At 65.1% G+C, this 17,206-nt stretch carries 14 protein-coding genes; 6 read left to right on the top strand and 8 right to left on the bottom strand.

What is annotated here, in order from left to right:
- Nucleotide 1: 1 nt before the first annotated feature.
- The 8 genes from ELS24_RS20210 to ELS24_RS20175 all read right to left on the bottom strand — a co-directional run bounded on the left by ELS24_RS20210 (nucleotide 2) and on the right by ELS24_RS20175 (nucleotide 8,124).
- Nucleotides 2–904 (bottom strand): glycosyltransferase family 2 protein, encoded by a 903-nt coding sequence (locus ELS24_RS20210; protein WP_050450385.1) that lies wholly within the window; start codon nucleotides 902–904, stop codon nucleotides 2–4.
- 22 nt (nucleotides 905–926) lie between these two features.
- The gene (locus ELS24_RS20205; RefSeq protein WP_127185167.1) at nucleotides 927–2,243 is read right to left on the bottom strand and encodes an oligosaccharide flippase family protein; all 1,317 of its coding nucleotides are present in this window, start codon (nucleotides 2,241–2,243) and stop codon (nucleotides 927–929) included.
- 32 nt (nucleotides 2,244–2,275) lie between these two features.
- A complete protein-coding gene (locus ELS24_RS20200) occupies nucleotides 2,276–3,238 on the bottom strand; it encodes a GDP-L-fucose synthase family protein (protein ID WP_127185166.1) in 963 nt (320 codons plus the stop codon).
- A 6-nt stretch (nucleotides 3,239–3,244) separates the two neighbouring features.
- Complete coding sequence (gene gmd, locus ELS24_RS20195; protein ID WP_046804114.1) at nucleotides 3,245–4,354, bottom strand: GDP-mannose 4,6-dehydratase; 1,110 nt, start codon at nucleotides 4,352–4,354, stop codon at nucleotides 3,245–3,247.
- Between the two features lie 10 nt (nucleotides 4,355–4,364).
- Complete coding sequence (locus ELS24_RS20190; protein ID WP_127185165.1) at nucleotides 4,365–4,775, bottom strand: VanZ family protein; 411 nt, start codon at nucleotides 4,773–4,775, stop codon at nucleotides 4,365–4,367.
- Nucleotides 4,762–6,192: a mannose-1-phosphate guanylyltransferase/mannose-6-phosphate isomerase gene (locus ELS24_RS20185; RefSeq protein WP_127185164.1), complete on the bottom strand. Its 1,431-nt coding sequence runs from the start codon at nucleotides 6,190–6,192 to the stop codon at nucleotides 4,762–4,764. Before ELS24_RS20185 ends, ELS24_RS20190 begins: the two co-directional genes overlap by 14 nt.
- A 5-nt stretch (nucleotides 6,193–6,197) precedes the next feature.
- Complete coding sequence (locus ELS24_RS20180; protein WP_050450000.1) at nucleotides 6,198–6,614, bottom strand: GDP-mannose mannosyl hydrolase; 417 nt, start codon at nucleotides 6,612–6,614, stop codon at nucleotides 6,198–6,200.
- Between the two features lie 100 nt (nucleotides 6,615–6,714).
- Nucleotides 6,715–8,124, bottom strand: a complete 1,410-nt coding sequence (locus ELS24_RS20175) for an undecaprenyl-phosphate glucose phosphotransferase (protein ID WP_127185163.1) — start codon at nucleotides 8,122–8,124, stop codon at nucleotides 6,715–6,717.
- 244 nt (nucleotides 8,125–8,368) lie between these two features.
- Here ELS24_RS20175 and ELS24_RS20170 point away from each other — a divergent pair, with 244 nt between their 5' ends.
- The 6 genes from ELS24_RS20170 to epsC all read left to right on the top strand — a co-directional run bounded on the left by ELS24_RS20170 (nucleotide 8,369) and on the right by epsC (nucleotide 17,161).
- Nucleotides 8,369–9,505 (top strand): polysaccharide biosynthesis/export family protein, encoded by a 1,137-nt coding sequence (locus ELS24_RS20170; protein WP_050449998.1) that lies wholly within the window; start codon nucleotides 8,369–8,371, stop codon nucleotides 9,503–9,505.
- A gap of 83 nt (nucleotides 9,506–9,588) precedes the next feature.
- On the top strand, nucleotides 9,589–11,850 hold the full coding sequence (locus ELS24_RS20165) for a GNVR domain-containing protein (protein WP_050449997.1): 2,262 nt from the start codon (nucleotides 9,589–9,591) through the stop codon (nucleotides 11,848–11,850).
- Nucleotides 11,851–11,871: 21 nt separating this feature from the next.
- Nucleotides 11,872–13,275: a phosphomannomutase/phosphoglucomutase gene (locus ELS24_RS20160; protein ID WP_050449996.1), complete on the top strand. Its 1,404-nt coding sequence runs from the start codon at nucleotides 11,872–11,874 to the stop codon at nucleotides 13,273–13,275.
- A 13-nt stretch (nucleotides 13,276–13,288) separates the two neighbouring features.
- A complete protein-coding gene (pgi, locus tag ELS24_RS20155) occupies nucleotides 13,289–14,956 on the top strand; it encodes a glucose-6-phosphate isomerase (protein WP_050449995.1) in 1,668 nt (555 codons plus the stop codon).
- Nucleotides 14,957–14,967: 11 nt separating this feature from the next.
- A complete protein-coding gene (gene galE, locus ELS24_RS20150) occupies nucleotides 14,968–16,065 on the top strand; it encodes a UDP-glucose 4-epimerase GalE (protein WP_127185162.1) in 1,098 nt (365 codons plus the stop codon).
- A 148-nt stretch (nucleotides 16,066–16,213) separates the two neighbouring features.
- Nucleotides 16,214–17,161 carry a serine O-acetyltransferase EpsC gene (epsC, locus tag ELS24_RS20145; protein WP_050449994.1) on the top strand — a complete coding sequence of 316 codons (948 nt, stop codon included), beginning with the start codon at nucleotides 16,214–16,216 and terminating at the stop codon, nucleotides 17,159–17,161.
- The last annotated feature ends 45 nt before the right edge of the window (nucleotides 17,162–17,206 follow it).

Genomic DNA, 17,206 nt, shown 5'->3' with positions numbered 1-17,206 from the left:
CCTAGTGCGCGGCCCAGTCGTCGCGTCCGAAGATCTTCGTGGTCAGCTTTTCGAACAGGTACGTCAGGTCGCCCTGGCGAGCGTGCGCGGCCACCTTGGACGCGCGGCACGACAGCTCGAACAGGCGGCCCAGCCCGGGCTCGGTGCGCCGGATGCGTGTGACGATCTGCTCGCGCTCTTCCAGCAGCACGTCCTGCATCAGCGCCGTCTTGGTCTCGTCGTGGGCGGTGTAGACGCCCAGCGCATCGGGCACGATCAGGTTCTTGCCCTCGCGCAGCAGGCGGCTCCAGAGTTCCAGGTCCATGCAGTAGCGCATGCTTTCCTGCAGCAGCCCGTACTTGCGCAGCAGGTCGCGCCGGAAGATGGCCGACTGGTTCGGAATGGACGCCTTCACCACCGTCAGCGTGCCGCGATTGACCGGCGTGTAGTGGATCTTGCGGAAGATGTGGTTGTTGGCGTCTGCCACGAACAGGTTGCCGCTGACGATCGGCGCGCGCCCGCGCGAAGCGGCCACGCCCAGCTTGCGCAGTGCGCCCGGAAAGTACAGGTCGTCTGAATTCTGCCAGCCCACGTAATCGCCCGTGGCGCGCTCGAAGCCCTTGTTGATGGCGTGCGATTGCCCGCGGTCGGGCGTGCTTTCCCAGTAGCTCAGGTAGCGCTCGTACTTGCGGATGATGTCCACGCTGCCGTCGGTCGATCCGCCGTCCATGATGATGTATTCCAGACGCGGATACCCCTGGTTCAGCACCGACAGAATGGTGCGTTCCAGGAACTTGGCCTGGTTGAACGACGGGGTCACGATGGTCACTTTGGGCAACAGGCCGCCGGCGATCGGCGCGGGCGGACGCAGCTCGCGCACGAAGTCGATGAGCTGACGTGAATACTCGTTATGACGCTTGCGCATGTAAGACCTCAGCATGTTGGTGTTATCGGGTGGCCGCGGGTAAGGCGCCCGGATACTCGGGGCGCGATTGACGGATAGCTAGTGCCACGCCGGCCAGCGTGATCGCCGCATAAGCCATGCGGCCCCACGCCGCCGCATGTTCGCCCGCGGCGTGCACCAACCCCGCCATGACGCACAACATCGCCAGTCCGCCCAGCCCGTTCAGGATGGCGACGGCGCGGGAATTGCCCAGCCCCAACAGCGAGAAGTGAGCCGCGGCATTCAACGACAGCAGCCCGGAGGCCACGATCAGCAACTGGAAGGTGCCCAAGTGGCCCGCCGCCACGTTGTCTCCCAACAGCAGATTCAAGAGCGGGTGGCTGACCGCCAGCACCGCCAGCGTGGCGGTCGCCGACAGCGCCAGGTTCCACAGCATCATGCGGCGGATCTCGCGTTCGGCGGCGCCCGCATAGGGGGGCGACACTGACAGGCGCGTCACGCGCGGCATCGCCTTCTGGAAGATCGCAACGGCGGCGGTGTGGATGATCTGGCCCACCTGCACGCCTACCGTATAGATTGCCAACGCGGCCGGCCCCATCATGCTGCCCACCAGCACCCGGTCGACTGACCCAAAGGCCAGCGCGCTCAGGCTGTTCAGCCAGGACCAGCGTGAAAATTTGAAGGCGTCCATCATGGCGCCCCGGTCGCGCACCGGCCGCACCACGACCCGGCCATAGGCGCGCGAGAACACGCGCATCTTCACGCTGCCCGCGATCAACAGGCCGGCGGCCTGCGCCAGCCCGGTGTAGGTGGGCGAGGCGGTGTACCAGGCGGTCGCGCAGGCCAGCGCCATGGTGCCGCTGCGGCTGAACACTTCGCACAGCGCGGTGGCGCGGAAATCCTCGCGGCCTTTCAGGCAGCCGGAAAACAATTGGTCGTATTGCTGGGTCAGGTAGATGGCCAGCGCGGGCATGGCCAGGAGCGTGACGGCTACGCCGCCGAAGGTGGCGGTGGGCCAGGCCAGACCCACCACGGCCCACAGCAGCACGGCGGCCAGCGTGACCACGCCCAGCGCGCAGCCGATCAGCGACAGGCTGACCCCCGCCGCGCGGTAAGCGCCGCCCGGTTCGTGCAGGCGTTCGGACACCAGCTTGGTGGCGGTGACCGCCGCGCCCAGGTTGGCGGCATTGCCGAAGCCGGCCAGCGCGATGATCATCGAATACTGGCCAAAGCCCACCGTGCCCAACTGGCGGAACAGGATGGGCAGGGCCACCAGCGCCGCGACCGGGCCGATGCCGTATTCCACCAGCCCCCAGAACGAGGCATTGCCGGCGATGTGTTTCCTGACGAATCCAAACATCGGGGAACCTGTGGGTGAGGCGGGCGCGGCCCTCAGGCCACGGGCAGCGCCGGTTGGGATTGATCGGCGCGTTCGCGCAGGAAGTGCTGGTAGGCCAGCGCGATGCCGTCGCTGAGCGACACGGCGGGTTGCCAGCCCAGCGCGCCGACCCTTGACGAATCCATCAGCTTGCGAGGCGTGCCGTCGGGTTTGCTGGTGTCATACACGATGCGGCCCTGGTAGCCGACCACGCGCGCCACCAGCGCCGCCAGGTCGGCGATGCTGATGTCCTTGCCCGCGCCGATGTTGTAGATGCCTTCGGCGTCGGGGTGCTCCATCAGCATCACGCAGGCCTTTGCCAGGTCATCCACATACAGGAATTCCCGCAGCGGCGTGCCCGTGCCCCAGATCGTCACGCTTTCCCGACCGGCTTCGCGGCCTTCATGGAATTTGCGGATCAACGCCGGCAGCACATGGCTGCTGTGCAGGTCGTAGTTGTCGTGCGGGCCGTACAGGTTGGTGGGCATGGCGCAGATAAAACGCGCCCCGTATTCCCGTTGATAGGCTTCGCACAGCTTCAGGCCCGCGATCTTGGCGATGGCGTAGGGCTCGTTGGTGGCTTCCAGCGGGCCGGTCAGCAAGGCGTCTTCGCGCAGGGGCTGGGGGGCTTCGCGCGGATAGATGCAGGACGAACCCAGGAACAGCAGCTTGCGCACCCCGGCCGCATACGCGGCGCGGATCACGTTGCACTGGATCATCAGGTTCTTATAGAGAAAGTCGACGGGATGGTTCTGGTTGGCCAGGATGCCGCCGACCTTGGCGGCCGCCAGATACACCACGTCGACCGGCGTGGTCGAGAAAAAGCGATGCACCTGGTTCTGGTTTTCCAGGTCCAGCTCGGTTCGATTGCGGGTCAGCACGTGCTGATAGCCACGGCGGTTCAGCTCGCGGGTGATCGCGGCGCCGACCATGCCGCGATGGCCCGCGACAAACACGCGTTGGTCCAGGTTCGTCATGGCGCGCTACTCCTTGTAGGCGTAGATTTCGTAGCCGTTCTGTTCGACCAGCGCGTCGCGGCGGGCGTCCTTCAGGTCGGCCTCCACCATTTCCTTGACCAGCTCCGCGAACGTGGTGCGCGGCGACCAGCCCAGCTTTTCGCGCGCCTTGGTGGGATCGCCCAGCAGGGTCTCCACTTCGGTCGGACGGAAGTAGCGCGGGTCCACGCGCACGATCACCTGGCCGGGCTTCACGTCATGCACCGGCGAGAACAGCACGGTGGCCGTTTCTTCCAGCCCTTCGCCTTCCCAGGCCAGCAGAATGCCCAGCTCGCGCGCCGCCGTATTGATGAATTCGCGCACGCTGTATTGCAGGCCGGTAGCGATGACGTAGTCCTCGGGCGTGTCCTGTTGCAGCATCAGCCACTGCATTTCGACGTAGTCGCGGGCATGGCCCCAGTCACGCAGGGCGGACAGGTTGCCCAGGTACAGGCATTCCTGCAGGCCCAGCACAATGCGCGCCAGCCCGCGGGTGATCTTGCGCGTGACGAAGGTTTCACCGCGCTTGGGTGATTCGTGGTTGAACAGAATGCCGTTGCAGGCGTACATGCCATACGCTTCGCGGTAGTTCACGCTGATCCAATAGGCGTAGAGCTTGGCGGCGGCGTAGGGGCTGCGCGGGTAGAAGGGGGTGGTTTCCTTCTGCGGCGTTTCTTGCACCAGGCCGTATAGCTCGGACGTGGACGCTTGATAGAAGCGCGCCTTGTTTTCCAGCTTCAGGATGCGGATGGCTTCCAGCAGGCGCAGGGTGCCCAGGCCGTCGGCATTGGCGGTGTACTCCGGCTCTTCGAACGAGACCCCCACATGGCTTTGGGCGGCCAGGTTATAGATTTCGTCCGGTTGCACCGATTGCACGATGCGGATCAGGCTGCAGGAGTCCGTCATGTCGCCATGGTGCAGCACGAAGTTGCGCGGCTTGTCATGGGGGTCTTGGTACAGATGATCGATGCGGGCGGTATTGAACAGCGAAGCGCGTCGCTTGATGCCGTGGACCTCATAGCCCTTGGCCAGCAGGAACTCCGCCAGGTAGGCCCCATCTTGGCCGGTAACGCCGGTAATCAGTGCCCGTTTTGGCATGGTTGTGTCCTTAAGACTTAGTGACTGCACGAAAGGAGCCGAAGGCTGCGGAACCAATGTGCAATGAGATTACTGTTGCACCCGCCGCCAAGATATCGGCCAAAAGGTCTAAGAGTTCAGCCTGTCGGTAGGGAATAAAGGATTGGATGGTCTCGTCCACCACGCCCAGCGCCGTCACGGCCACCAAGGCCACCAGCGCCGGGCGTCGGTTGACGGACAGGTAGATCAAGCCGGTCAGCACGGCGTAGGCCACAAGGTGCAGGCGCTTGTCGCCAAAGGCGTCGGACATGTCGGCGGCCAGGCCGGGCAGGTTGCCCACGGTGACCAGCACCAGGAAGAACAGGCCGGCGGCGGGCAGGCAAAGCCTGGCGACGCCCGGCCGCCAAAAAGGGACGGAAGACACCCCTTCAGACTCGGCCATACATGTCCTGGAAGCGCACGATGTCGTCTTCGCCGAGATACGCGCCGGATTGAACCTCGATGATCTCCAGCGGGATCTTCCCCGGGTTTTCCAGGCTGTGGGTTTCACCCAACGGGATGTAGGTCGACTGGTTCTCCGTCAGCAGGTACTGCTTGTCGCCGTTGTAGATGCGGGCCGTGCCCGACACCACGATCCAGTGCTCCGCGCGGTGGTGATGCATCTGCGACGACAGGCGCGCCCCAGGCTTTACCGTGATCCGCTTGACCTGGTAACGCGGGCCGTGGCCCACCGAGTCGTACGAGCCCCACGGGCGCTGCACCTCGCGGTGGTGGTTCAGCTCGGAGCGGTGCTGCGTCTTGAACGTCTCCACCAGCCGCTTGACGTCTTGCGAGCGCGACTTGTGCGCCACCAGCACGGCGTCGGCCGTTTCGATCACCACAATGTCGTCCAGGCCCACGGACGCGACCAGCCGGCTGGTGGAATGGATCAGGCAGTTGCGCGAATCCTCCACCATCACGTCGCCCGTGGTGGAGTTGCCTTCCTCGGTTTTCTGGGCGATGCCCCAGACCGCGTCCCAGGCCCCTACGTCGCTCCACGACGCCGCCAGCGGAATGACCACGGCGCTGTCGGTGCGTTCCATGATGGCGTAGTCCATCGAGTCGCTGGGGCAGGCCTCGAACGCGGGGCCATCCAGATGGAACAACGCGTCTTCCCCCAAGCCGTCGGCCACCGCCGCTTCCACCTGCGCCAGCATCTTCGGCGCCAGCCGGCCCATCTCGGACAGGAACACCGACGCCTGGAAGGCGAACATGCCGCTGTTCCAGTAGTAACCACCGTCTTCGATCAGGCGTTGCGCGACTTCGGGCGAAGGCTTTTCCACAAAGCGCAGCACGCGGCGCGCGGGGGCCATCACGCCGGGTTCGTCCGACTGAATGTAGCCATAGCCGCTGAGCGGCGCGGTGGGCGTAATGCCGAAGGTGACCAGCGCGCCCTGGCGTGCCGCCTCGTAGGCCTGGGCGAAGGCGGCGCGAAGCACCTCGCCATCTTCCAGCACATGGTCGGACGGCATGATCAGCATGATGGGGTCTTCGCCGTCACGCATGGCGCGCAGCGTGGCGGCGGCAATGGCCGGCGCGGTGTTGCGCGCAAACGGCTCCAGAATCACTTCCGCGTCCTTGATGCCCAGCTCCTGCGCCTGTTCGGCGGCAATGTACTGGTGGGCGTCGTTGCAGACCAGAATCGGCTTGGCTTGCGCGCCCGCCGACGAGAGGCGCAGCAGCGTGTTTTGCAACAGGCTGCGCGAATCGGTCAAACGGATGAACTGCTTGGGCAGCAGTTCGCGCGACAGCGGCCACAGGCGCGAGCCGGAACCGCCGCAAAGGATGACAGCCCGGTAGGCGGGAGGGGGATTCGTCATGGCGCTCACTCCTTGAAGTAGGCCTGGGTGTACGGATGCACGCCGGGATCGGCGGCGATCTCTTCCGCTTGCAGCCAGCGGTAGCCGTGGTGCTGGCCGCGCGGAAGGCTTGCGGTGTCCAACGAAAGCTCGGCCTCGTAGGCGAGGACGACGTAATGGGTGGAGCGTCCCGCTTCACCCGCGAAATTGGTGCCGTAGAAGTGTTCGTACACGCCGCGTGGCGTCCAGGTGTCAGGCGCGATGGCCAGGCCCAGTTCTTCACGGGCAATGCGGTCCAGCGCGGCGCGTAAAGGCTCGTTCTTGCGGATGCGGCCACCCGGCACGAACCAGGCGCCGCGCGCCGGCGGGTTGGTGCGCCGCCCGGTCAGGTAGCGGCCGCTGGCGTCGCGCAGCAACAGGTCGATGGAGACCAGCGGCAGCATCTCCACCGCCTGGCGGAAGTCGGCTCGTGGCAGTAGGCCGTCGGGCGAAAAGGCCGGGCCTCCGCTTGGCGCCGTGCGGGTGGCGGGCCATCCCAAGGGGCTAGTAGACATTGCGGCCCGTCCATCCCGACACGGCCGTGCGGGCGATGATCAAGAGATCCATCCGAAACGTCCAATGCTGGATGTAGTAGATGTCGTGCTCGACGCGGTCGCTCATCTTGCGCAGCGTGTCCGTCTGCCCACGAAAGCCGTTGACCTGCGCCCAGCCGGTAATGCCCGGCTTGACGCGGTGGCGCATCATGTAGCGCTGCACCAGGTCCTTGTACATTTCGTTGTGCTCCAGCGCGTGCGGACGCGGGCCGACGACGGACATATCGCCCATCAGCACATTCAGGAACTGCGGCAGCTCATCCAGGCTGGTGCGGCGCAGGAAGCCGCCGATGCGGGTGATGCGGGAATCATTGCGCGTGGCCTGCGTGACCGTGCCGTGTTCCTGGTGCACGGTCATGGTGCGGAATTTGTAGACGTGGAACACCTTGCCATCCACGCCCAGGCGAGGTTGCGTAAAGAACACCGGCCCGCGCGAGGTCAGCTTGATGGCCAGCGCAATGGACAGCATCAGGGGCGCCAGGCCGACCAAGGCGAAGAACGCAAAGCCGCGGTCGAACACTTCCTTGGCCCAGCCGCGCACGCCGGCAGCGGGCAGGCTGTTGAGCTGGATGGCGGGCAGGCCCAGGAATTCGCCGATGCGATGGCCCAGCAACTGGATCGACATCACATCCGGAATCCAGCGGATATCCACCAGGTCGTTGCGCAGGTGATACAGCACTTCGCGCAGTTCCTGCCCGGCCTCCATCGGAAGGACGATCCAGATTTCGCGCACATTGTGTTCGCGCACGAAGGTGTGCAGGTTGTCCAGCTCGTGCAGGCGGCGTACCTGCGGCGGCAGGATTTCGTGCGGTTCGGCGTAGATGCCGGCCACTTCATAGCCCGCGCCCCGATAGCGTTCCACGCGGCGCCACAGGTCATGGCCCAGCGCACCGAAGCCCACCAGCAGCACATGCTTCTTGTTCAGGCCGCGATCGCGCGCGGCGCCCAGCGCGGCGTAGACCGCGATGCGTACGCCCGCCAGCGTCAGGGCGGTCATGCCGAACCAGGTACCCGCCCACATGCGCGATATCGCGGCGGTCTGATGCATGAGAAAACTGATAAGGATGCCCAGCGCGAACACGGTGGCCCACGCGACCAGGCTGCGCACCACCAGATCCGTCAGCATCCGGCCGCGCCACGACACGTACAGGCGAAAGGCCGGGAACAGGGCTATCACCCCCAACCCGCACAGATAGATCAGGAACAGATGAATCTGCGGAGGCTCCGCCATTGCATCGTCCGAGAATTTCAAGCCGGTGGCAGTCAGGCCGCAGGTGATGACGATCGCGGCGTCGAGCAGGCGATACAGATAGCTTGCTCCGCTGAATCTTGCCGATGTGTCCGATTGGGACGGGTCCATCGCGCACTCCTGTTCGTGGGGCGTCTTCTTGCGGCGAAAGCAAAAACGATGCACTGCCGCAAAACATGTGGCTACCGACGAAATCTTATTGAGTGCGTGGCTTAGCCGAAACCTCCAAACGATGTAGGAGAAGGCTTAGGGCATCCGTCGAATGTGCGGGGCTTCGAAAAGAGAGTGGAATGTCGCAACCCGTTACGCATCGGGCTCCATTCCAAGCAACGAAGTCATTCACTGTGGATTCGCCATGACGACATTTATCGGAACGTTGAGCCGAGCCATCGCCGCTATCGCGCTCGTGTCCTCGCTGGGCGCTTGCGCCTTGTCCCCTGGTATGACCTTTAACGCCGACCATCTCGTTGATCCCCTGGATCCGAATTCGGTGGCGACGGTCAAGGAAATCACCCCCTCGCTGGTCGTTGACGACCTGCGCAACCGCGAGGCGGTCATCAACAACGATGGCGTCGAAAAGCTGGTGGGAAGCGCCGAGCCCTACCGCATCGGGCCGGGTGACATTCTTTCCATCGTGGTGTGGGATCACCCCGAACTCGTCCTTCCGACGCAAACCTATGCCATCGGGACTGGGGTGACCGAACTAGTCATGGGGGATACCGCCTCGGGCATACCGGGGTATACCGTCTCATCCACTGGATATATCCAATTTCCCTATACGGGACTGCTGAAAGTGGCGGGGTTGACGGAACTTCAGGCGCGCAATCTCATAGTGAATAGTTCCGGCAAGTACATCCAGGATCCGCAGATCACGGTACGCGTGCTGGGCTATCGAAGCAAGCGTGTCTACGTGGAAGGCGAGGTCAAGTTCCCCGGCACGGTTGCCATCAACGACATTCCGATGACTCTGCTCGAAGCGGTCAACCGCGCGGGTGGCTTGCTGCCCACCGCCGACCGCAGCGCCGTCTATGTCATCCGCGATGGCCGCCGTACCCGTGTGAACCTGCCCGCGTTGGTTGAACGTGGCCAGGACTTGAATCAGGTGATGCTGAAGTCGGGCGACATCGTGCGTGTGACGCCGCGCGACGACAGCAAGGTGTTTGTGATGGGTGAAGTGTTTTTGCCCACCACGGTCGTGATGCGCGATGGACGCATGACGTTGACCGAGGCGCTGGGCATGGCGGGAGGCCCCAATCAATTGACGGCCGACGCTTCGCAGATTTTTGTGGTGCGCAGTACCGAGCAGGCGACGCCCGAGGTGTTCCACCTGAACGCCAAATCGCCGCAGGCTTTGGCAGTGGGAGCGAAGTTTGAGCTGGACCCCAAAGATGTCGTGTTCGTGGATACGGCCTCGCTGGTGCGGTGGAACCGCTTCATCAGCAACCTGTTCCCGAGCGCGCAAACGGTGCAGACCGTGAAGTCGATCGATTAATCCGCCTTTCAGGGCCAACGGGCCCTAAACAACGCCTTTTGGGGGCGCCGCATCCGCCGCGGCGCCCACGTCTGGAGAGCTGCATGTCGTTGCCCATCGAATCATTCGAGCCGAGCGTCCCGGCTCGTCAGCAGGAAACCCCGTTGTCCTCGCATGTGGACGCCATCATCAGCAACCGGTGGATGATCATCGGGATCACGTTGCTCGCCTTGCTGGGCGCGCTGGCGTATGTGATGGTGACGCCGTCGGTGTATTCCGCCGACATCATCGTGCAGGTTGAAGAAGAGGCGCCCAATGGGCAGGCGCGCAGCCTGTTGGGCGATGTGTCATCCATGTTCGACACCAAGGCGGAGACCTCGGGCGAAATGGAAGTGCTGCGTTCGCGCATGGTGGTGGGGCCGGCGGTTGATAAATTCCTGCTGTACATCCACGCCAAGCCGCGTTATTTCCCCGTGGTGGGCGAATGGCTGGCGCAGCGCTACGAAACCTTGCCGTATCCCGCCAGCCTGCCGCGCGGCGGCTACGCCTGGGGCGGCGAGACCATCGCGATCTCGCATCTGGACGTGCCGAATGAATGGCTGGGCAAACCATTCATCGTGACCACGCAAGGAGAAGGCCGCTACACGGTGACCGACAAGTTCACGGGCGCCACGTTCAGCGGCGCCGTGGGCAAGCCCGAACAGTTCCGCTTGCCCGGCGGCGGTGTGATGGACGTGCATATCGACGCGTTGTCGGGCCGGCCGGGCACGCAGTTCACCATCTCGCGCAGCTCGCGCCTGGCGGCGATTGAAAACGTGCAAGCGCGCATGGGCATCTTCGAACGTGGCCGCGCGTCGGGCGTGATCGGCGTCACGCTGGAAGGCAATGATCCGGCGCTGACCACCGCCGTGCTGAACCAGATCGGCCAGGAATACGTGCAGCAGAACGTGAACCGCAAGGCGGCGCAGGCCGAGAAGTCGTTGAGCTTTCTTGAACAGCAACTGCCGCTGCTCAAGGGCGAGCTGGACGCGGCCGAGAGCAAGTACAACGCCTTGCGCAACAAGCGCGGCACCATCGACCTGAGCGAAGAGGCCAAGCTGATCCTGGGTCAATCGGTGGAAGCGCAAACCCGCGTGATGGACCTGCGCGCCAAGCGCCAGGAACTGATCACACGCTTTGCGCCCAACCATCCCAGCATCGTGTCCATCGATCGCCAGATCGCATCGCTGTCCAGCGACGTCAACCGCATCGGCAACAACATCAAGCAGTTGCCGGACCTGGAGCAGGACGTGGTGCGCCTGGTGCGCGATGTGCGGGTCAACACCGAGCTGTACACGGGCCTGTTGAACAACGCGCAGCAACTGCGCCTGATCCGCGCCGGCAAGGTGGGCAACGTGCGCATCCTGGATGCCGCGGTGCAGCCCGACCGCCCCGTGCGCCCCAAGGCCGCGATCATCATCGGCGTGGCCACGGTCATCGGCCTGATCTTCGGCATGCTGTGCGCCTTTGTGCGCAACGCGTTGTTCGGCGGCCTGTCGGAACCGGACGATGTGGAACGCTACACGGGCCTGCCGGTGCTGGCGGCTATTCCGTACAGCGACATACAGGACAAGCTGTGGCGCCGCAGTCGGCGCAAGAACGCCACGGTGCCCGCGCTGCTGGCGCAAAGCCAGGGCAGTTCGCCACCCATCGAAAGCCTGCGATCGTTTCGCAACGTGCTGCAAGCGTCGCTGCGCCAGTCGGCCAACAACATGGTGATGTTCACCGGCCCGGTGGCGGGCGTGGGCAAGTCGTTCCTGTCGGCCAACTTCGCTTTCATTCAGGGCGGCGTGGGCAAGCGCGTGCTGCTGATCGACGCCGATTTCCGCAAGGGTCAGTTGAACCGCTATTTCGGCGTGCCCAAGGAAGACGGCCTGTTCGAAGTGCTGTCGGGCACGATTCCGCTGACGCGCGTCAGAAAGCACAGTGTGTCCGAAGGCGTGGACTTCATCGCCACCGGCGCGGTCACCTTCGACCCGTCCGAACTGCTGGCCTCGCCGGTGTTCGGCGCGACCCTGCGCGAACTGTCCTCGCAGTACGACATGGTGATCCTGGACACCGCGCCCGTGCTGTCCTCGCCCGACGCGGCGGTGGTGGGCACGCATGCCGCCGCCGTCATGGTGGTGGTGCGTTCGGGCATGAACACGGTCGGCGAAATCCGCGAAACGGCCAAGAGGCTGATCCAGGCCGGCGCGCCTGTTGATGGCGTGCTGTTCAACGGCCTCAAGCTCATGCCGGAACGCTTCGGCTTCCGGTCCAAGTATGGGAATTATCGATACTCCCGTGCGGCGTATTACGGCGATTTCAAACAGAACGGTCCCAAGTAAACGCCACCCGGAGAAACTGGCATGCACGGAACTTTTGGCTGGGACACCCCGCAAATTCTGGATGCGGTTTTCAAGGCTTACGACATAAGAGGAACGGTACCGGACGAGATCGACGCGCGCTTTGCCCACAGCCTGGGCATGGCAGCGGGCACCCAGGCGCATGCGCAGGGGGCGCGTTCGATGGTGGTGGGGCGCGACGGCCGCCTGAGCAGCGTGGAACTGGCGGCGGCGTTGCAGGCCGGGCTGCGTTCGGCGGGCATGCATGTGATCGACATCGGCATGGCGACCACGCCGATGGTGTATTTCGCCACGCGGCTGATGGACACGGGTGCGGGCATCGCGGTCACGGGCAGCCACAACCCGCCGTCGCACAACGGCTTCAAGATCGTGCTGGATGGCGCGTCGCTGTACGGCGAGGGCATTACCGCCTTGCGCGACGCGATGCGTTTGCCGATCGAGTCGGCCAGCGTGTCGGGCGGACGCACGCAGATGCAGATCCAGCCCTGCTACGCCGCGCGCCTGGTGGGCGACATCCGCATGGCGCGCCCCATGAAGATCGCCATCGACTGCGGCAACGGCGTGGCGGGCGCGGTGGCGCCGGCCTTGTTCCGCGCGCTGGGCTGCGACGTGACGGAACTGTTCTGCGAGGTGGACGGGTCTTTCCCCGGCCACCACCCCGATCCGGCCGACCCCCAGAACCTGCAGGACCTGATCTATTGCCTGCGCTATTCGGACTGCGAGGTCGGCCTGGCGTTCGACGGCGATGGTGATCGCCTGGGCGTGGTGACGAAATCGGGACAGATCATCTGGCCCGACCGGCAACTGATTTTGTTCGCCCGCGACGTGCTGTCTCGCAACCCCGGCGCCGAAGTGCTCTACGACGTGAAATGCAGCCGCCACGTGGCTCGCGCCATCTTCGAAGCCGGCGGCAAACCCACCATGTGCAAGACCGGGCATTCCCTGATCAAGGCCAAGATGCGCGAGTCGGGAGCGCTACTTGCTGGAGAGATGAGCGGCCACATGTTTTTCAAAGAGCGCTGGTACGGCTTTGACGATGGCATCTACGCCGCTGCCCGGCTGCTGGAGATCCTGTCGGCGGCGCCGGACCCGTCGGGCCTGTTGGAAAGCCTGCCGCAGTCTTGCGCTACCCCCGAAATCAAGCTGGACACCGCCGAAGGCGAACAGTTCGAGCTGGTGGAAATGCTGCGCCAACAAGGGGAGTTTCCCGGCGCGGTGTCCATCAACGAACTGGATGGCGTGCGGGTGGACTACGTGGATGGCTTCGGCCTGGCGCGTCCATCAAACACCACGCCGACGGTGGTGATGCGTTTTGAAGGAGACACCGTGGCCGCATTGGCCCGTATCGAGGAGGATTTCCGCAACGCGTTCCGGCGCATTGCACCTCATGTTCGTTTACCGTTCTAAGGAGCATCACGCGATGGGAAAGGCCAACTATGCGATTGAGGCGTTAAGGGCGAATTCCGGCCTGGCGCAGAGCCCTGAATGGCAGGCGTTCGCGCAGGCCGCCGAGGCCGCCGAACTTGACGCCAATACGCTCAAAGTAATTGAGGCCGCAGGCTTGTGCGTGGACCTGACCATGCAGCGCCAGTCACCCGCGCTGGAAGCGGCGGCCTTGAATCTGCTGCAGGCGCGCGGGCTGGCGGACGCCCGCCACGCGCTGTTCGCGGGCGAGCCCGTCAACTGGACGGAAGGCCGGCCCGCCTGGCATACCGCGTTGCGGGCGGGGCGTACCCGCGAGCAGCCGGACGGCCTGGATGCCGATTCGGTCTGCGAGTATTCGCGCATGACCGACTTCGTGCGCAAGCTGGACCAGACGGCGGATTTTTCAACGGTATTGCACATCGGTATCGGCGGCAGCGACTGGGGCCCGCGCCTGGCGGTCCAGGCGTTCGGCGGCCCCTCGCAGCGCCGCCAGATCCGCTTCGTGTCCAACATCGATGGCCACGCCTTCCATGACGCGGTGGCCGGACTGGACCCGCGCCGCTGCCTGGTGGTGATTTCGTCCAAGTCCTTCACCACCTCCGAAACCCTGCACAACGCGCGCGCGGCCATGGCCTGGCTCAAACAGGGCGGGGTGGCCGATGTGTCCGAGCACCTGGCGGCGGTCACCGCCAACGTGTCGGCCGCGCGCGCCCTGGGCGTGCCGGCCAGCCACACCTTCAAGATGTGCGACTGGGTGGGCGGACGCTATTCCGTCTGGTCGGTGGCCGGCCTGTCCATCGCGCTGACCGTGGGCGCCGAGGTGCTGATCGGCATGCGGGCGGGCGCCGAAGCCATGGACCAGCATTTCCAGCAGGCGCCGTTCGCCGCGAACGCACCGATCCAACTGGCCTTGGCCGGCCTGGTCAATTGCAGCGTGCTGGGCCATAACTCCTTGAACATTGCCGCCTATAGCGCGCGTCTGCTGCACCTGGTGACCTATCTTCAGCAGTTGGAAATGGAGTCGCTGGGCAAGCGCGTGGCGGGCGACGGCACGGCGGTCGGTGTGCCCACCGCACCCATCATCTGGGGCATGCCGGGCACCGATGGCCAGCACACGTTCTTCCAATGGCTGCACCAAAGCGAGGACGGGGCGCCGGTCGACTTCATTGCCAGCCTGCAAGGCCACGCCGACAGTCCGGACGCGCACCGCCTGCTGCTGGCCAACTGCCTGGCGCAGCGCCAGGCGCTGCTGCGCGGCAAATGCCTGGAAGAAGCGCTGCGGGACGTGGCGCACATCGACGATCAGGAACGCGCGCTGAGCCTGGCCCAGCATATGGTGCATCCGGGCGGGCGGCCGTCCACCCTGATCGTGCTGCGCCAACTGGATCCTCGCGGCCTGGGCGCGCTGCTGGCGCTGTATGAGCACAAGGTGTTCGTGCAGAGCGTGGTGTGGGGCATCAACCCCTTCGATCAATGGGGAGTGGAACTGGGCAAGCGTCTGGCCACGGGCATCGAGCGCGAATTGGCGGTGCCGGTGTCGGCCGGCGTGGTCGACTGGGGGCACGATGCGTCCACCTCGTACTGGATCGACCGCTACCGTGGCCATGCGCAGGCGCCGCGTCCGCGGCATGCGTGGGTGCCGGGCGTGGCGGCGCACCTGTGACGGGGGCGCGGATGCCAGACGCAGACCTGCAACGCCCAGGCGTGCAAGATCCGTCCATGCACGTCCTGGTTACCGGCGGGGCAGGCTACATCGGCACGCATACCTTGATTGCGATGTTGGCGGCCGGTCAGCGCCCGCTGGTGCTGGACAACTTCAGCAACGGCAGCCGCGAGGCCGTGCGCCGCGTCGAGCGCTTGTGCGGCGTACCGATAGCGTTGATCGAAGGGGATATCCGCACACCAGGCCTGATCGAACGCGTGCTGTCGGACGCGGCGGCACGCGCTCAGCCGGTGCGGGCCGTGCTGCATCTGGCCGGCTGCAAGGCGGTAGGGGAGTCGGTGGCGGACCCGCTCAAGTATTACGACAACAATGTCGCGGGTTCGCTGGTGCTGCTGCAGGCCATGCGCCAGGCGGGCGTCACGCGGCTGGTGTTCAGCTCGTCGGCCACCGTGTATGGCGAGCCGCAAACCCTGCCCTTCACCGAGGCGCATCCGCTGGCGCCGGCCAACCCTTACGGGCGCACCAAGCTGATGGTGGAAGAGATGCTGCGCGACGTCTGCACGGCCGACTCCGCCTTCAGCGCCGTTACGCTGCGCTACTTCAACCCTATCGGCGCACACCCCAGCGGCCAGATCGGCGAAAGCCCGCGCGATCTGCCCAACAACCTGTTCCCCTTCATCACCCAGGTCGCAGTGGGCCGTCAGCCATTCCTGCGGGTGTTCGGCGACGATTACGACACCGCCGACGGCACGGGCGTGCGCGACTATCTGCACGTCATGGACCTGGCGCAAGGCCATGTGCGGGCGCTGTCGTACTGTGTGGACCACCCCGGGTTCATCGCGGTCAATCTTGGCACGGGCCGCGGCACCAGCGTGCTGGAGCTGGTGCGCGCATTCGAGCTGGCCAGCGGCTGCCGGATTCCGCTGCGGACCCTGGCGCGACGGCCCGGAGACGTGGCCCGCACCTGGGCCGACCCTACGCTTGCCGAGTCCTTGCTGGGCTGGCGCAGCACCTACGACGTGGCCGCCATGTGCGCCGACGGCTGGCGCTGGCAGCAAGGCAACCCGCAGGGCTACGCGCCGGACGAGCCCAGCCAGGCCGCCGCATAACCCCGATGCCATATCGGCCGCTTTACGGAATGGGGGGGCTAGCGGTTACAGTTGACGGGACTATTGCGTAGCACCGTCAGCGAGGCACTTCCATGTTTGAAACCCATTCCCAGCCCGGGCTCCCCCGCAACCACCAGGGGCAGTCCCAATGAACGGGCCCACCCACCTTCCGCCCGCCCACTGGAACCTGGACAGCATCGTGTCCGGCTTGCGCGAAGCGCGCGTCGCCTGGCGCGGCCCGCGTGGCCGCCTGCGCGAAGACGCGGACCTGCGTGAATTCCCATCCCAGGAAAGCCTGCGCCAGATCATCAAGAACCTCTGTGGCGCCTTGTTCCCCATGCGGCTAGGCCCCATCGATCTGCGCGAAGAGGTCGAAGACTTCTATGTGGGCCACACCATCGGCGCGGCGCTGGATGCCCTGTTGCATCAGGTCTGTCTTGAACTGCAATACGTGGGCCGCAATGAACACGTCGACCCGGCCGAGACCCAGCGGCGCGCCATCGAGATCGTGCGCCAGTTTGGCGCCGAACTGCCGCGCGTGCGCGCCGCGCTGGACCTGGACGTGACGGCCGCCTACCAGGGCGACCCGGCCGCGCACAGCGTGGACGAAGTGCTGCTGTGCTATCCCGGCCTGGCGGCAATGATCCACCACCGCCTGGCCAACGTGCTGTACCGGCTTAACGTGCCGATGCTGGCCCGCATCGTGGCCGAGATCGCGCATGCCGACACCGGCATCGACATCCATCCTGGCGCCACCATCGGCCGCAGCTTTTTCATCGACCACGGCACCGGTGTCGTCATTGGTGAAACGGCCATCATCGGCGACCGCGTGCGCCTTTATCAAATGGTGACCCTGGGCGCCAAGCGCTTTCCGCCCGGAGAAAACGGCGAGCTTAAGAAGGGCTTGCCGCGCCATCCGTTGATCGAAGACGACGTCGTCATCTACGCGGGCGCCACGATTTTGGGCCGCGTCACGATCGGCAAGGGGTCCACCATTGGCGGCAACGTCTGGCTGACGCGCAGCGTGCCCCCGGGCAGCAACGTCACGCAGGCCAGCCTGGTCAGCGACATGCCGGACTGCGGCTTGGGCGGTTGATGGCAAGCGGCCAGGGCAAGTGGCCAGCATCGCCAGTGAGGATGC

Origin of the sequence: Achromobacter spanius, from assembly GCF_003994415.1 — a bacterium.
GTDB lineage: Bacteria > Pseudomonadota > Gammaproteobacteria > Burkholderiales > Burkholderiaceae_B > Achromobacter > Achromobacter spanius_C.
Note: the sequence above shows the minus strand (reverse complement) of the source record. Positions and strands in the feature narration are given on the sequence as shown.

Coding starts and splice junctions, on each gene's coding strand:
- ELS24_RS20210 (WP_050450385.1), bottom strand. CDS start 904: ATGCGCAAGCGTCATAACGAGTATTCACGTCAGCTCATCGACTTCGTG.
- ELS24_RS20200 (WP_127185166.1), bottom strand. CDS start 3,238: ATGACGAACCTGGACCAACGCGTGTTTGTCGCGGGCCATCGCGGCATG.
- ELS24_RS20175 (WP_127185163.1), bottom strand. CDS start 8,124: ATGGACCCGTCCCAATCGGACACATCGGCAAGATTCAGCGGAGCAAGC.
- gmd (WP_046804114.1), bottom strand. CDS start 4,354: ATGCCAAAACGGGCACTGATTACCGGCGTTACCGGCCAAGATGGGGCC.
- ELS24_RS20180 (WP_050450000.1), bottom strand. CDS start 6,614: ATGCTGCCGCTGGTCTCCATCGACCTGTTGCTGCGCGACGCCAGCGGC.
- ELS24_RS20160 (WP_050449996.1), top strand. CDS start 11,872: ATGCACGGAACTTTTGGCTGGGACACCCCGCAAATTCTGGATGCGGTT.
- galE (WP_127185162.1), top strand. CDS start 14,968: ATGCCAGACGCAGACCTGCAACGCCCAGGCGTGCAAGATCCGTCCATG.
- ELS24_RS20170 (WP_050449998.1), top strand. CDS start 8,369: ATGACGACATTTATCGGAACGTTGAGCCGAGCCATCGCCGCTATCGCG.
- ELS24_RS20185 (WP_127185164.1), bottom strand. CDS start 6,192: ATGACGAATCCCCCTCCCGCCTACCGGGCTGTCATCCTTTGCGGCGGT.
- ELS24_RS20165 (WP_050449997.1), top strand. CDS start 9,589: ATGTCGTTGCCCATCGAATCATTCGAGCCGAGCGTCCCGGCTCGTCAG.
- epsC (WP_050449994.1), top strand. CDS start 16,214: ATGAACGGGCCCACCCACCTTCCGCCCGCCCACTGGAACCTGGACAGC.
- ELS24_RS20190 (WP_127185165.1), bottom strand. CDS start 4,775: ATGGCCGAGTCTGAAGGGGTGTCTTCCGTCCCTTTTTGGCGGCCGGGC.
- ELS24_RS20205 (WP_127185167.1), bottom strand. CDS start 2,243: ATGTTTGGATTCGTCAGGAAACACATCGCCGGCAATGCCTCGTTCTGG.
- pgi (WP_050449995.1), top strand. CDS start 13,289: ATGGGAAAGGCCAACTATGCGATTGAGGCGTTAAGGGCGAATTCCGGC.